Origin of the sequence: Streptomyces sp. NPDC021115, assembly GCF_044333065.1 — a bacterium.
GTDB lineage: Bacteria > Actinomycetota > Actinomycetes > Streptomycetales > Streptomycetaceae > Streptomyces.
The window spans coordinates 261,274-274,549 of record NZ_JBIRQF010000010.1; the positions used below are offsets into that span (position 1 = coordinate 261,274).

At 71.1% G+C, this 13,276-nt stretch carries 11 protein-coding genes; 7 read left to right on the plus strand and 4 right to left on the minus strand.

Going from position 1 to position 13,276, the window contains the following annotated elements; translation table 11 throughout:
• Positions 1 to 259 precede the first annotated feature (259 nt).
• On the plus strand, positions 260 to 685 hold the full coding sequence (locus tag ACH4TL_RS28630; RefSeq protein WP_398425365.1) for a hypothetical protein: 426 nt from the start codon (positions 260 to 262) through the stop codon (positions 683 to 685).
• Positions 686 to 1,685: 1,000 nt separating this feature from the next.
• Here the strand turns inward: ACH4TL_RS28630 and ACH4TL_RS28635 are convergent.
• Complete coding sequence (locus ACH4TL_RS28635; protein WP_398320812.1) at positions 1,686 to 2,045, minus strand: hypothetical protein; 360 nt, start codon at positions 2,043 to 2,045, stop codon at positions 1,686 to 1,688.
• 831 nt (positions 2,046 to 2,876) lie between these two features.
• On the opposite strand from ACH4TL_RS28635, the gene gndA reads away from it, so the two are divergent.
• Positions 2,877 to 4,331, plus strand: a complete 1,455-nt coding sequence (gndA, locus tag ACH4TL_RS28640) for an NADP-dependent phosphogluconate dehydrogenase (RefSeq protein WP_398320809.1) — start codon at positions 2,877 to 2,879, stop codon at positions 4,329 to 4,331.
• A 52-nt stretch (positions 4,332 to 4,383) separates the two neighbouring features.
• Here gndA and ACH4TL_RS28645 read toward each other — a convergent pair whose 3' ends face one another.
• Both ACH4TL_RS28645 and ACH4TL_RS28650 read right to left on the minus strand, forming a co-directional pair.
• Entirely contained in the window at positions 4,384 to 5,730 is a 1,347-nt protein-coding gene (locus ACH4TL_RS28645; RefSeq protein WP_398320806.1) for an MFS transporter, read from the minus strand.
• Positions 5,731 to 5,808: 78 nt separating this feature from the next.
• The gene (locus ACH4TL_RS28650; protein WP_398320803.1) at positions 5,809 to 6,960 is read right to left on the minus strand and encodes an XdhC family protein; all 1,152 of its coding nucleotides are present in this window, start codon (positions 6,958 to 6,960) and stop codon (positions 5,809 to 5,811) included.
• Between the two features lie 99 nt (positions 6,961 to 7,059).
• Between ACH4TL_RS28650 and ACH4TL_RS28655 the strand changes: the two genes are divergently transcribed.
• The 5 genes from ACH4TL_RS28655 (at position 7,060) to ACH4TL_RS28675 (ending at position 12,554) form a co-directional block, all read left to right on the plus strand.
• The gene (locus ACH4TL_RS28655; RefSeq protein WP_398320800.1) at positions 7,060 to 7,656 is read left to right on the plus strand and encodes a (2Fe-2S)-binding protein; all 597 of its coding nucleotides are present in this window, start codon (positions 7,060 to 7,062) and stop codon (positions 7,654 to 7,656) included.
• Positions 7,653 to 8,654, plus strand: a complete 1,002-nt coding sequence (locus ACH4TL_RS28660; RefSeq protein WP_398320796.1) for an FAD binding domain-containing protein — start codon at positions 7,653 to 7,655, stop codon at positions 8,652 to 8,654. Before ACH4TL_RS28655 ends, ACH4TL_RS28660 begins: the two co-directional genes overlap by 4 nt.
• The gene (locus ACH4TL_RS28665) at positions 8,651 to 10,825 is read left to right on the plus strand and encodes a xanthine dehydrogenase family protein molybdopterin-binding subunit (protein ID WP_398320793.1); all 2,175 of its coding nucleotides are present in this window, start codon (positions 8,651 to 8,653) and stop codon (positions 10,823 to 10,825) included. The genes ACH4TL_RS28660 and ACH4TL_RS28665 overlap by 4 nt, the downstream gene beginning before the upstream one ends.
• Positions 10,826 to 10,835: 10 nt before the next feature.
• A complete protein-coding gene (locus ACH4TL_RS28670) occupies positions 10,836 to 11,459 on the plus strand; it encodes a TetR/AcrR family transcriptional regulator (RefSeq protein WP_398320790.1) in 624 nt (207 codons plus the stop codon).
• A gap of 195 nt (positions 11,460 to 11,654) precedes the next feature.
• A complete protein-coding gene (locus ACH4TL_RS28675) occupies positions 11,655 to 12,554 on the plus strand; it encodes a lysozyme (RefSeq protein WP_398320787.1) in 900 nt (299 codons plus the stop codon).
• A 40-nt stretch (positions 12,555 to 12,594) separates the two neighbouring features.
• On the opposite strand, the gene ACH4TL_RS28680 is transcribed toward ACH4TL_RS28675, so the two are convergent.
• Positions 12,595 to 13,215, minus strand: coding sequence for an extensin (locus ACH4TL_RS28680; protein ID WP_398320784.1), 621 nt, complete (start codon positions 13,213 to 13,215; stop codon positions 12,595 to 12,597).
• Positions 13,216 to 13,276 lie beyond the last annotated feature (61 nt).

Sequence of the window (13,276 nt, forward strand, 5' to 3'; positions counted from 1 at the left end):
CGAGCTGCCAGTACGTGCGGTACTGGGCGGTTTGCGCCTCCGTGAGGTCGGAGGGGAAGTCGTTCTGGGTCATTCCCCGATGAGATCGCTTATTCGAATCCGAAGGGCAACAGGGCACGGCAGCCGAAGGGGGCTGGTGGAGCTTGAGTGGTTCGCGGCCGTCCTGTCGCACGACCTAGCCGGTGCGCCGGGTCTGACCGGAATTCTGTGGAGGTGTTCGGCGCCCACGTGCTCTACTTCAACGGTGGGCAGCTCGAATATGGACTACCGCGGTTCCGGGTTCTGGGTACGCGACGCCCAGGCTGAGGTGTGGCTGTACCTTCTCGCGCAGGAAGCCAAGACCATCGCCGCTCCTGCCGAATGGCTCGTTGCCGCCCGAGAGCACTGGGAGCTGCAGGCCACGCTCGGATTCACGGGATGTGTGTCGCCCTGTCTGGACGACCACCTCGGAACCCATCCCGACCGCGTCTCCCTCACTATCGACCTGTCGGAGCGCGTCATGCAGCGACTACTCGCGTGGTCCCCGGCCATCCCGAAGGACGTGGCGAACTCCTTCGGCACGGGCGGGCAGGGGTCGTGGTTCTTCGCAGACGTGCCCACCGAAACCCACTTGGCATGCGGTCGCGCCTTCATCAGCCTTCTCCGCGGGGAGTTCCCTCCCGGAATCCACCGGTGGGCGCTTTGAGCTCACGCGGTAGAACGCTCGTGGCCGGGCCCCGTTCCGGCTCTCGCGGGTACGTATCCTCATCCGACCGTGACAGCGCTGGGCGGTTTCCTCGATCGAAGCGCAAGGGGCGGTCGAGGAGGCAGGCGACCATGCTGGGGCCGCCGAGGGCAGTCTGCCACGATGATGCCCTCGGCTTGCGCGGTCAGGAACTCGCGCCAGGTGGGGCCTGAGCGACGTGGCGCGGGGTCGACGCCGACCGCGTTGAGGATCTCCCAGACCGTCGAGGCGGCGATCCGATGCCCGAGCCGAGCCAGCTCCCCTGGATCCGTCGGGTCGGTGTCCCCACCTCGGATTCTCCCGGGCCAGCCGTACAACGAGTGTCTTGAGCGCTGCCGGGGTGAGTGGGCGTCCGGTACGCCGGCGCGCGGTGTAGTCCCATTTCGCGGCGATGAACCTGCGGTGCCAGGCAAGCAGGGTGCCGGGGGTGACAGGGAAGACCTCATGCCAGTGACGCCGGGGTATCAGCCCGGACAGGGCGGCGAACCAGAACCGGTCGGCGGGCTCATAGCGGACCGGTCCGGCCAACTGGCGGCGCAGAACCGCGTTCTCGTGCCGCAGCACCAGCAGTTCCGCGTCCTGCCGTCTCGCAACGGAGGAGCACCGATGGAACATCCAACAGCTTCCGGGTCACCTTGTACAACAAGGACACGATCACGGAAGGCATCATCCCAGCGAACTGACCGCGCACCCGCTCACCTGCGGCGATGAGTTTTCGAGCGGCACAGGATGGCAGGTGCCGTGCGAGAGCGGAGAGCACGGCACGACCAGCCCCTGAGAGCTGCGGCCGCACTACTTGTCGGCGAAGCACAGCGACCTCATGGCGAAGCGCGACGAGACACCCTTCAGGCGCCCTGCATTTCGAAGGCTTCGGCGCCGCCTCCGGCCCATGTCGCAGGGTTCTGACACAGCTCCTGCTGACTTCGCAGTACTCTCGCACGCGCCGCGCGTCGAGCAGGTGTCAGCAATAGGCGCGCACCGCCCAGACGAGACTCCAGTTGATCTCGGTGGGACCGGAGTCGGCGGGCGCGACATGGTTCACGGAGCCGTAGTAGTCGAACATCTTGACTATGCCGCCTCCGGGAAGGCGGTTGTCCCAGTATCCGACGCCGCTCCAAGGCACTAACGCGGACTCGCCGCAGTGCAGCACGAGCTGGTCGCCGCTGCCGCTGGTGGCGCAGAACGCGTCGGGCACGGTGCACGGAGCCGCGGCCGCACGGCTGGTTGAGAAGTTGTCGGTGGCGGCGGCGCCGGTGGTCGTGCCTGTCAGCGCCGCGGCCGAGAGGGCGAGGACGGTGAGGGCGGTGCGTGTCTTGCGCATGTGCGCCTGCTTTCGTGGGGTCCGGTTGCTGTGGTGACAGCGTGCTGGAACGGGTGTGGGAGAACCAGGGGCGAATCTTGATTGTGCCGGTGGTCGGCGGCGCGTACCACGATCGGGCACGCTGGGCCTTGCGGCAGCGCTGCGCCTACGTACGCCTAACGCTTGAGGCTCGCGGCCCACCGCGGCGCAGTCCGTCTGCGGCGGGCCCTTGCGATCCTGACGGACATCGGCGACCCACTCGCGGCCGCCGTTAGCAAAAAGAGGCCGAAAACTCATCTGCGTAGGTCAGCCACGAATGCGGCCGCATCATCGCAGCCGATGTCCACGAATTTCTCCGGTTTCGACACGGAAAGGCGCCACGCCCCGAATCCCCACACCCGCCGCAGCCACGCTCCTCACATCACGCAGAGTTACACCCGCGATCAGAGGTAGTCGGCGACCTCACGTCCACGAGACCCGGCAGGCCGGTTTCCACGCCACCTGAATCATCGTCAGCAAAGTCAGCATTGGGTCAGCATCAGACCCGCCACCTACCGCCAAGGCCCGACGCCAGCGCCAAGATCTCAAACCGCCAGAACCCAGCCCCGAAGCGAATGGCCCGCAGCACGCCTCAGTACCGCCTTGTGGAAATCCCACAAATCTGGCGCATGCCCGGGCAGTGGAAAAGGTGACGCACTCCGGCCGCTTTCTTTGGACACACATCCCGGCGCCGAGCACATCGTGTAACTATGACCAGGCGATGCCGGGACGACCGGGAGGGAAGATCCCCAGACCTCTCGTCGCTGCCGCCTCGCACAAGTCTCGATGCGTGCGACAGGAGTGGAACACCGAATGCCCAGCCCTTCCGCCACCCAGCCCACCGCCCAGATCGGCGTCACCGGGCTCGCCGTCATGGGCAGCAACCTCGCCCGCAACTTCGCCCGGCACGGGCACACCGTCGCGGTCCACAACCGCACGTCGGCCAAGACCAAGACGCTCATCGAGGAGCACGGCCACGAGGGGAACTTCGTCGCCACCGAGACCGCGGCGGAGTTCGTCGCCGCGCTTCAGCGGCCGCGGCGGCTCGTCATCATGGTCAAGGCCGGTGCGCCCACCGACGCCGTCATCGAGGAGTTCGCGCCGCTCCTCGAAGAGGGCGACGTGATCATCGACGGGGGCAACGCGCACTTCGACGACACCCGGCGCCGGGAGAAGGCCCTGCGCGAGCGCGGGCTGCACTTCGTCGGCACCGGCATCTCCGGCGGCGAGGAGGGCGCGCTCAACGGGCCCAGCATCATGCCCGGTGGTTCGGTGGAATCCTACAAGTCGCTCGGCCCGCTGCTGGAGAGCATCTCCGCCAAGGTGGACGGCACCCCGTGCTGCACCCACATCGGCCCGGACGGCGCCGGCCACTTCGTGAAGATGGTCCACAACGGCATCGAGTACGCCGACATGCAGCTCATCGCGGAGTCGTACGACCTGCTGCGGCGCGCGCTGGGGCTCACGCCGGGCGAGATCGCCGAGGTGTTCCGCACCTGGAACGGCGGCCGGCTGGAGTCGTACCTGATCGAGATCACCGCCGAGGTGCTGGCGCACACCGACGCCGCGACCGGCAAGCCGTTCGTGGACGTGGTGCAGGACCAGGCCGAGCAGAAGGGCACCGGCCGCTGGACCGTCCAGACCGCGCTGGACCTGGGCGTTCCGGTGAGCGGCATCGCCGAGGCGGTGTTCGCCCGCTCGCTGTCGGGCCACGCCGATGTGCGGGACGCCGCGCAGGGGCTGCCCGGACCCACGGCCGAGCGGCTCACGGGCGAGGCGGCCGAGCGGTTCGCCGACGAGGTCGAGCAGGCGCTGTACGCGTCGAAGATCGTGGCGTACGCGCAGGGCATCCACCAGATCGAGGCGGGCAGCCAGGAGTACGGCTGGGACATCGACGCCGGTGCGGTGGCCCGCATCTGGCGCGGCGGCTGCATCATCCGGGCCCGCTTCCTGAACCGGATCACCGAGGCGTACGGCAAGGAGAACAAGCCGGTCACGCTGCTGGCCGACGACTACTTCGCGCAGGCGCTGGGCGAGGCGCAGGACGCGTGGCGGCGCGTGGTGTCCACCTCCGTCGAGCTGGGTGTGCCCGCGCCCGGTTTCTCGGCGGCGCTGGCGTACTACGACGCGCTGCGCTCGGAGCGGCTGCCCGCGGCGCTGGTGCAGGGGCAGCGGGACTTCTTCGGTGCGCACACCTACCGGCGCACCGACCGCGACGGCTCGTTCCACACCCTCTGGGGCCAGGACCGCAGCGAGCGCGACGCCTGAGGCCGGGGCCCGTGTGGGCGCCCCTGGGCAGGGGCGCCCACACGGGCCGCCGTCACGGCGTGTAGCGCCGGAAGTCGGGCACCGCGACGGCCAGGCCGAGCATCAGCACGGTGACCAGCAGCCCGCCCGCGGCGACCGCCGTGCGGGGCCCGAGGAGCGAGCCCGCCGTGCCGTGCAGCAGATCGGCGACGCGCGGGCCGCCCGCCACCACCACGGTGAACACGCCCTGCATCCGGCCGCGCATGTCGTCGGTGGCCGCGGACTGGAGGATCGCGCCGCGGAACACCATCGACACCATGTCGGCCACGCCCGCGACGGCGAGGAACCCGGCTGCCCACCACAGGCTCGAGCTGAGGCCGACACCACCGATGGCCACGCCCCAGGCCACCACAGCGACGATGACCATGAGGCCGTGGCGGCGGGCCCGGGAGAAGGTGCCGGAGAGCAGCCCCCCGGCCACCGCCCCGAGCGGGATCGCGGCGAAGAGCAGGCCGAGCGCGAAGCCCTCGCCCCAGGGCGCGTAGGTGTGTGAGGCGAGTTGCGGGAAGAGCGCCCGTGGCATGCCGAACACCATGGCGATGATGTCCGCGAGGAAGGACAGCAGCAGCACCCGGTGGGCGGTGATGTAGCGGAAGCCGTCGGCCACGTCACGCCATCCGGCCCGTGATCTGCCTTCCGGCCCGCCCTCCTGCGCGGAGGACGGCAGGGGCGGCAGGGCGGGAAGCCGCCAGACGGCCCACAGGGTGACGCAGAGCGCGATGGCGTCGGCCAGATAGAGGGTGGGCAGACCGACGACGGGTATTAGCGCGCCCGCCAGCAGCGGCCCGACGATCATGCCGGTCTGGGCAACGGTCGACTGGAGGGCGCCCGCGGCGGGCAGCTCGTGCTCGGGGACGAGCCGGGCGATGGAGGCGTTGCGGGCCGGGGAGTTCATACCGAAGAACCCCTGCTGGGCGGCGAGCAGCACGATCAGCACCGGCACCGAGTTCAGACCGGCGAAGGACTGCGCCCAGAACAGCAGCGAGGTGACGGCGATCCCCGCGTTGGTGACCAGCATCAGGGTGCGCCGGTCCATCCGGTCGGCCACCACCCCGCCCCACAGCGCGAACACCACGAGCGGCAGCAGCCCCGCGAAGCTCGCGTAGCCGACCCAGGCCGAGGAGCCGGTGATGTCGTAGATCTGCTTGGGCACGGCGACCGCGGTCAGCTGGCTGCCGACGGCGGTGACCGTGGTGGACGTCCACAGTCGGCGGAAGGGGCGGTGGCGCAACGGCCGGGTGTCCATGACCCAGCGGCGCCAGCCGGTCTTCGGCAGGGCATCCGGGTCGGTTACCCGGTCGGCGGGGGTGTCGTCGGGAAGTGGTTCTCTGGCGTCGTCGGTGCCTCGCGTGGTCTCCACGGCGGTTTTTATTTCCTCCTGCATCCACTTCGGTCGCGGACCATTGTGACGGTCCGCGGCCGGAGCAGAGCCCCCGTCTCAGCCCTCGGCCGCCGGGCGCACGGCGTGGGGCCGGTGGATGCTGCCGTCGAGCGAGGTCAGCCGGGCGCCGCTGCCGTCCCAGCGGTCGGCGATGATCTCGGCGGCGATGCTGACCGCGGTCTCCTCTGGGGTCCGGGCGCCGAGGTCGAGGCCGATCGGGGAGGCGAGCCGGGCCAGCAGGTCCTCCTCGATCCCGGTCTCGCGCAGTCGGCGCAGCCGGTCCTCGTGGGTGCGGCGGGAGCCCATGGCGCCGACGTACGCCAGCGGCAGCCGCAGCGCCTCCTCCAGCAGCGGCACGTCGAACTTGGGGTCGTGGGTGAGGACGCAGACCACGGTCCGCCCGTCCACCCGGCCCGCCTCGGCCTCGGTGCGCAGATAGCGGTGCGGCCAGTCGGTGACCACCTCGTGGGCCTCGGGGAAGCGGCGCTTGGTGGCGAAGACGGGCCGCGCGTCGCAGACCGTGACGTGGTAGCCGAGGTACGTGCCGATACGGGCCATGGCCGCCGCGAAGTCCACGGCGCCGAACACCAGCATCCGGGGCGGTGCGGCGTGCACCGACACGAACAGCGTCAGTTCCTCGTCGGTGCGGACGCCGTCGTAGCCGTAGCGCAGGGTGCCGGTGCGCCCGCCCGCCAGCAGTCCGCGCGCGTCCTCGGCGACGGCCGCGTCCAGCCGCTGGGAACCCAGGGAGCCGGTGGCGGTGTCCTGCCGGACCACCAGCCGCCGGCCGAGCCGCCCGGCCGGGTCGGGGCCGTCGACCGCCACGCAGACGACCTCGGCCACCGGTTCGCCCTCGCGCACCGCGGCGGCCACGTCGTCGTATTCGGGGAAGGCGGCGGGGTCGATGCGCTCCACGAAGACATCGATGATTCCCCCGCAGGTCAGGCCGACCGCGAAGGCATCGTCGTCGCTGACCCCGTACCGCTGGAGGACCGGTGTGCCGCTGTCGGTGACCTCCTGGGCCAGTTCGTAGACCGCGCCCTCCACACAGCCTCCGGAGACGCTGCCGACGGCCGAGCCGTCCGGTCCGACGAGCATGCTCGTGCCCGGTGGCAGCGGTGAGGAGTGCCAGGTGGCGACCACCGTGGCCCGGGCGAACGGTTCACCGGCGCGCCACCATCGGTGCATCTCCGCTTCGACGTCTCGCATGGAACCCCATTCTCCTCGTCACGAACCCGGCCCACGAACCTCGCCACGGCCTCTCGCCACGGCCTCGCCATGCATGTAAGAGGTTGATACATTCAATGTATGAGCCTCTCACATCGCTCTCCCAGTAGCGACATCAGCTTGCGGATCAACGGCACGACCCACGCCTTGACCATCGACAACCGGACGACGCTGCTCGATGTGCTGCGCGAGCGGGTCGGTCTCACGGGCACCAAGAAGGGCTGTGACCACGGACAGTGCGGCGCCTGCACGGTGCTGATGGACGGCGAGCGGGTGAACAGCTGCCTGATGTTCGCGGTGGCGGCCGAGGGACGGGAGATCGTCTCGATCGAGGGGGTGGCGGATCTGGCGGACGGCGCGGGGCTGCACCCGGTGCAGCAGGCGTTCCTCGACCACGACGGCCTCCAGTGCGGCTACTGCACCCCCGGCCAGATCTGTTCGGCGATCGGCGCGCTCGGCGAGGCGCGGCGCGGCTGGCCGAGCCATGTCACCGAGGACACCGCGGCCGGGGTGCCGGGCGCCACGGACCTGGACGAGACGGAGGTGCGCGAGCGCATGAGCGGCAATCTGTGCCGCTGCGGCGCCTACGGCGGGATCGTGGACGCCGTCATGGAGGCGGCCGGAGCCGAGGGCACCGAGGGCGCCCGGGCCGCGAGCTCTGCCGGAGGCGTGCGATGAAGGAGTTCGCCTACGCCCGTGCGGGCGACGCCGCCGAGGCGGCCGCGCTGATGGCCGAGCGGCCCGACGCCAAGTATCTGGGTGGCGGGACCAATCTGGTGGACCTGATGAAGCTCGGGGTGGCGGGCCCGGGGCTGCTGATCGACGTGTCCCGGCTGCCGTACGACCGGATCGAGCACCGCGACGACGGTTCGGTGCTGATCGGCGCCACCGCGCGCAACGGCGACCTGGCGGGCGACCCGGGCATCCGGGAGCGCTTCCCGCTGCTGGCGCAGGCGCTGCTGGCGGGCGCCTCCGGGCAGCTGCGCACGGTGGCCACGGTGGGCGGCAATCTGCTTCAGCGCACCCGCTGTGTGTACTTCCAGGACGTGTCCAAGCCCTGCAACAAGCGCGAACCGGGGTCCGGTTGTCCGGCCATCGGGGGCGCGCACCGCGATCTGGCCGTGCTGGGCACCTCCGACCACTGCGTGGCGTCCCATCCCTCCGACATGGCGGTGGCGCTCGTCGCGCTGGACGCGGTGGCGCATCTGCGGTCGGTGGACGGCGCGACGCGCACCGTCCCGGTGGCGGAGCTGTACCGGCTGCCTGGCGACACTCCGCATCAGGAGACCGTGCTCGGCCACGGCGACCTCGTCACGGCCGTCGAGCTGCCCCCGCCGCCGAGTGGCGCGGCCATGCGGTACCGCAAGGTGCGGGACCGCTGGTCGTACGCGTTCGCGCTGGTGAGCGTGGCGGCGTCGGTGTCGGTAGCGGACGACGGCACGCTCGCGGATGTACGGATCGCGCTCGGCGGCGTGGCGCCGCGCCCGTGGCGCGCCGGGATCGCCGAGGAGCGGCTGCGTGGCCTGCGGCCGGACGAGGAGACGCTGCGCGAGGCGGCCCGGGCCGAATTGGCCGAGGCGCGGCCGCTGCCGGACAACGCGTTCAAGGTGGATCTGGCCACCGATCTCATCGTCGCGGTCATCCGCGATCTCGTCGCGAGGAAGGACCGCGCATGACCACCGCGACCACCACCCGGCAGACCGTCGGCGCGCCGATGACCCGGGTCGACGGCCTCGACAAGGTCACCGGGGCGGCGCGCTACGCGTATGAGTTCCCGACGCCGGACGTCGGCTATGTGTGGCCGGTGCAGGCCACCATCGCCCGCGGCCGGGTGACGGAGGTCGACGGCGCCCCGGCGCTGGCCCGGCCCGGTGTGCTGGCGGTGCTGGACTCCGGGAACGCCCCGCGGCTGAACACCGAGGCACCGGCGAGCCCCGATCTGTTCGTGCTCCAGTCCCCCGAGGTGGCGTACCACGGCCAGATCGTGGCCGCGGTGGTGGCCACGTCGCTGGAGGCGGCGCGCGAGGGCGCGGCGGCCGTGCGGGTGAGCTACGAGCAGGAGCCCCACGATGTGGTGCTGCGTTTCGACGACGAACGGGCCCATGTCGCCGAGACGGTGACCGACGGCAGCCCCGGCTTCGTCGAACGCGGCGACACCGAGGGCGCGCTGGCGGCCGCGCCGGTGCGCACCGACGCCCTGTACACCACTCCGGTCGAGCACACCAGCCCGATGGAGCCGCACGCCACCATCGCCGTCTGGGACGAGGACCGGCTGACGCTGTACAACTCCGACCAGGGCCCGTTCATGTCGTCCCAGCTGCTGGCGGCGGTGTTCGGACTCGAAGAGGGCGCGGTGGAGGTCATCGCGCAGTACATCGGCGGCGGTTTCGGCTCCAAGGGCATTCCGCGCTCCCCCACCGTGCTGGCGGCGCTCGCCGCGAGGCACCTCGGCCGTCCGGTGAAGATCGCGCTGACCCGGCAGCAGATGTTCCAGCTGATTCCCTACCGGGCGCCCACCATCCAGCGGATCCGGCTCGGTGCCGAGCGCGACGGTCGGCTGACCGCGATCGACCACGAGGTGGTGCAGCAGTGTTCCGCGATGGTGGACTTCGCGGACCAGGCGGGGACTTCGACGCGGCTGATGTACGGGGCGCCCCACGTCCGTACGACGGTGAAGGTGGCGCCGCTCGATGTGCTGACCCCGGCGTGGTTCCGCGCGCCCGGTCACACCCCGGGCATGTTCGCGCTGGAGTCGGCGATGGACGAGCTGGCCACCGAGCTGGAGATCGACCCCGTCGAGCTGCGGATCCGCAATGACACCGATGTCGACCCCGACAGCGGCAAGCCGTTCAGCAGCCGCGGTCTTGCGGAGTGTCTGCGGGAGGGGGCGGCGCGCTTCGACTGGGCGCTGCGCGATCCGAAGCCCGGCATCCGGCGCGAGGGTCGCTGGCTGGTGGGCACCGGCGTCGCCGCCGCACACCACCCGGACTATGTGTTCCCCTCGTCGGCGACGGCGCGCGCCGAGGCCGACGGGATGTTCACGGTACGGATCGGCGCCGTCGACATCGGGACCGGCGGGCGCACCGCGCTGACCCAGCTGGCGGCGGACGCCCTCGGCATCCCTGTCGAGCGGCTGCGGCTGGAGATCGGGCGCGCCTCGCTCGGCCCGGCGCCGTTCGCGGGCGGCTCACTGGGCACGGCGTCCTGGGGCTGGGCGGTGGACAAGGCGTGCCGTGCGCTGCTGGCGGAGCTGGACAGCTACGGCGGCGTGGTCCCGGACGGGGGCCTCGAGGCGCGGGCGGACACCACCGAGGACGTGGAGCTGCGGGCCTCGCTCTCCCGCCACTCCTTCGGCGCCCACTTCGCTCAGGTCCGGGTGGACACCGACACCGGCGAGATCCGGGTCGACCGGATGCTGGGGGTGTTCGCCGCGGGGCGGATCGTCAATCCGAAGACGGCGCGGTCGCAGTTCCTGGGCGCCATGACGATGGGTCTGTCGATGGCACTGCTGGAGATCGGCGAGGTCGACCCGGTCTTCGGCGACTTCGCCAACCATGACTTCGCTGGCTACCACGTCGCGGCCAACGCCGATGTCCCGAAGCTGGAGGCGGTCTGGCTGGACGAGCGGGACGACACCCCCAACCCGGTGCGCGGCAAGGGCATCGGCGAGCTGGGCATCGTGGGCGCGGCGGCGGCCGTGGCCAACGCGTTCCACCATGCGACCGGGCAGCGGGTGCGCGATCTGCCGATCCGCGTCGAACGCTCCCGCGACGCGCTGCGGGCAGCGCGCGCCGAGGCCCACAAGCGCGGGCCGGGAGCGGCGGAGCAGGGAAAACCGGTCGGGTAAGGTCGCCCGGATGGCACCCACCGGCAAGGGGCGCGCCACGTACCACCACGGCGATCTAGCCGCCGCGCTGGTGCGGGTGACGCTGGAGATCGTCGACGAGGTCGGGGTGCGCGGTTTCTCCGTAGCGGAGGCCGCGCGCCGCACCCGCGTCAGCCCCGGCGCGCCCTACCGCCACTTCGCCGACCGCGACGCGCTGCTGGCGGCCGCCGCGCTGGAGGTGTCGCGGCGGCTGCGAGCCCTCTATCTGGAGGCGGTGGCCACGGTGGAGTCACCGCAGGAGCGGCTGGCCACCATGGCGGACAGCGTGGTGCGCGCGGCCGCCCGCTTCCGGGGCGGGTACGAACTCCTCTACGCCCCCGGTGTGCGCACCGCCCACCCCGACGTGGTGACGAGCAAGCGGGAGTTCGTGGACCTGCTGCTGCCGAGCGCGTTCGAGGTGGTGCCCCGGGAGGGCGGTGCGACGGCGGTGGCGCTGCTGGAGGCGTTGCAGGCGCTGACCCGGGGGTACGCGACCCTGTTGCTCGACGGCGTGTTCGGCGACCCGGACGAGGTGGTGGAGGACGTCGCCGCCCGGGCGACGCGGTCGGCGCGGGCCCTGGTGGCGGGGTATTCCACGGCACCGATGGGCGACTGATTTTCCCCGAAATTCCCTGCCCGGGGCGGACATTCAAGGTTTCCCGCTTTATGACCGCCCATATCGGCGGCAGTGACGTCGGCAACCGCAGGGTGGACCCATGGAATTTCCAAAATCTCTTCCATATGTTTCTTCTACGCGCGTACCTTCGGTGCGGACTGCTCTCCCCACGGAGCACCAATTCCGGAGGAACAGATGTCCTTAAAGGCCGGAAAGGGGCGGCACCGGGCCCCCTCGCGCTGGCGTTCGCCGTATGCCGTCGGCGGTTTGGGCGCCGCGGTCGGGGCCACTGTCCTCGCCACGCTCGTCCCCGCGATGGCGTCGCCGGACGGCCCCGACACCGACTCCGCCCCGAACCGCACCCTGTCCGCGCCCGTCCCGCACCCCGAGGGGGACTGGATGGGCTCGACCCTCTCCGAGCACGAGAAGACCGCCCCGCAGGCGGCCCCGGCCGCCACTCCGAAGGCCGGGACGGTGGAGGGCGTCGACGTCAGCAACCACCAGGGCTCGGTCAACTGGACATCGCTGTGGAACAAGAACGTGCGGTTCGCCTACGTCAAGGCCACCGAGAGCACGACGTACAAGAACCCCGCCTTCTCCTCGCAATACAACGGCGCGTTCAAGAAGGGCATGATCCGCGGCGCGTACCACTTCGCCCTGCCGAACAAGTCCGGCGGTGCGGCGCAGGCGGACTTCTTCGTGCGCAACGGCGGTGACTGGTCGAACGACGGCAAGACGCTGCCGCCCGTGCTGGACATGGAGTACAACCCGTACGGCGGGTCCTGCTACGGCAAGACGAAGGCTCAGATGGTGAGCTGGATCAAGGATTTCAGCGGCCGGGTGAAGTCCCTCACCGGCCGCGATCCGGTGATCTACACGACCACCGGCTGGTGGAGGTCCTGCACCGGCAACAGCGGCGCCTTCGCCTCGAAGAACCCGCTGTGGGTGGCGCGCTACGCCGCCTCACCGGGGGCGCTGCCCACGGGGTGGAAGACGCACACCTTCTGGCAGTACACCTCCACGGGTGCGGTGGTGGGTGACCACAACCGCTTCAACGGCAGCCTGACCGCGCTGAAGGCGCTGGCCAAGGGGTAACCGCCCACCCCGCCCCACGCCGGGGCGGGGTGGCGAGCGGTCAGCCGCCGAGTGCGCCGGTCAGGCCACCGACCACACCGTCCAGGGTGTCGCCGAGGCCGTCCACCACATCGCCGACCACGCCCGTGCCCTTGCCGCCGCCGTTCCCCGGCTGCGGCGAGTCGCTGGGCTGTCCGCTCGGGGTGCCGGGAGAGGTCGGGCCGCCGCTGGGTGTCCGGGGCGGCGACGAGGGGTCGGCGGGGGTCTGGTCGGCGCGCTGGTTCGGCGAGGTGGCCACATCGGTGTGCGCGGGCGTGGAGGGCGTCGCGCTCGGGGTGTGCGACGGGGTGGCCGCCGGGGACGGCTCCGTACCGCCACCGCCCGTACCGCCCGTACCACCCGTGTGGTCCGCGCTGTCCGTCCGGTCGTCGAGGGGCCGCGGCGTCGCGGACTGCGATGGCGAAATATGGCTTCCCGCGGGCTTGTCATCGGCCGTGGGATCGATGTCCGGTACCTGCCCCTGATGCGTGCCGACATCGGAGCGGGCCTGCGTGGACTTGTCGCCCCCTACCGAGGAGTGCAGGCCGAAGGCTATGGTCCCGGCCACTCCGAGGGCGGCGGCCGCCTTGAGGGATGTGGCCCGGGCCTGCTGGGCAGGGGTCGGGCGGCTGTGTCGGCCCATATCGCTGATGTCTCCCCGTTATTACGTCAAGAACACGCCAGATGATAGTCATGGGTCCCCG

Excerpts from the sequence above, each read along its gene's own strand:
- ACH4TL_RS28630 (WP_398425365.1), top strand. The coding sequence starts at position 260 with ATGGACTACCGCGGTTCCGGGTTCTGGGTACGCGACGCCCAGGCTGAG.
- ACH4TL_RS28635 (WP_398320812.1), bottom strand. The coding sequence starts at position 2,045 with ATGCGCAAGACACGCACCGCCCTCACCGTCCTCGCCCTCTCGGCCGCG.
- gndA (WP_398320809.1), top strand. The coding sequence starts at position 2,877 with ATGCCCAGCCCTTCCGCCACCCAGCCCACCGCCCAGATCGGCGTCACC.
- ACH4TL_RS28650 (WP_398320803.1), bottom strand. The coding sequence starts at position 6,960 with ATGCGAGACGTCGAAGCGGAGATGCACCGATGGTGGCGCGCCGGTGAA.
- ACH4TL_RS28655 (WP_398320800.1), top strand. The coding sequence starts at position 7,060 with ATGAGCCTCTCACATCGCTCTCCCAGTAGCGACATCAGCTTGCGGATC.
- ACH4TL_RS28660 (WP_398320796.1), top strand. The coding sequence starts at position 7,653 with ATGAAGGAGTTCGCCTACGCCCGTGCGGGCGACGCCGCCGAGGCGGCC.
- ACH4TL_RS28665 (WP_398320793.1), top strand. The coding sequence starts at position 8,651 with ATGACCACCGCGACCACCACCCGGCAGACCGTCGGCGCGCCGATGACC.
- ACH4TL_RS28670 (WP_398320790.1), top strand. The coding sequence starts at position 10,836 with ATGGCACCCACCGGCAAGGGGCGCGCCACGTACCACCACGGCGATCTA.
- ACH4TL_RS28675 (WP_398320787.1), top strand. The coding sequence starts at position 11,655 with ATGTCCTTAAAGGCCGGAAAGGGGCGGCACCGGGCCCCCTCGCGCTGG.
- ACH4TL_RS28680 (WP_398320784.1), bottom strand. The coding sequence starts at position 13,215 with ATGGGCCGACACAGCCGCCCGACCCCTGCCCAGCAGGCCCGGGCCACA.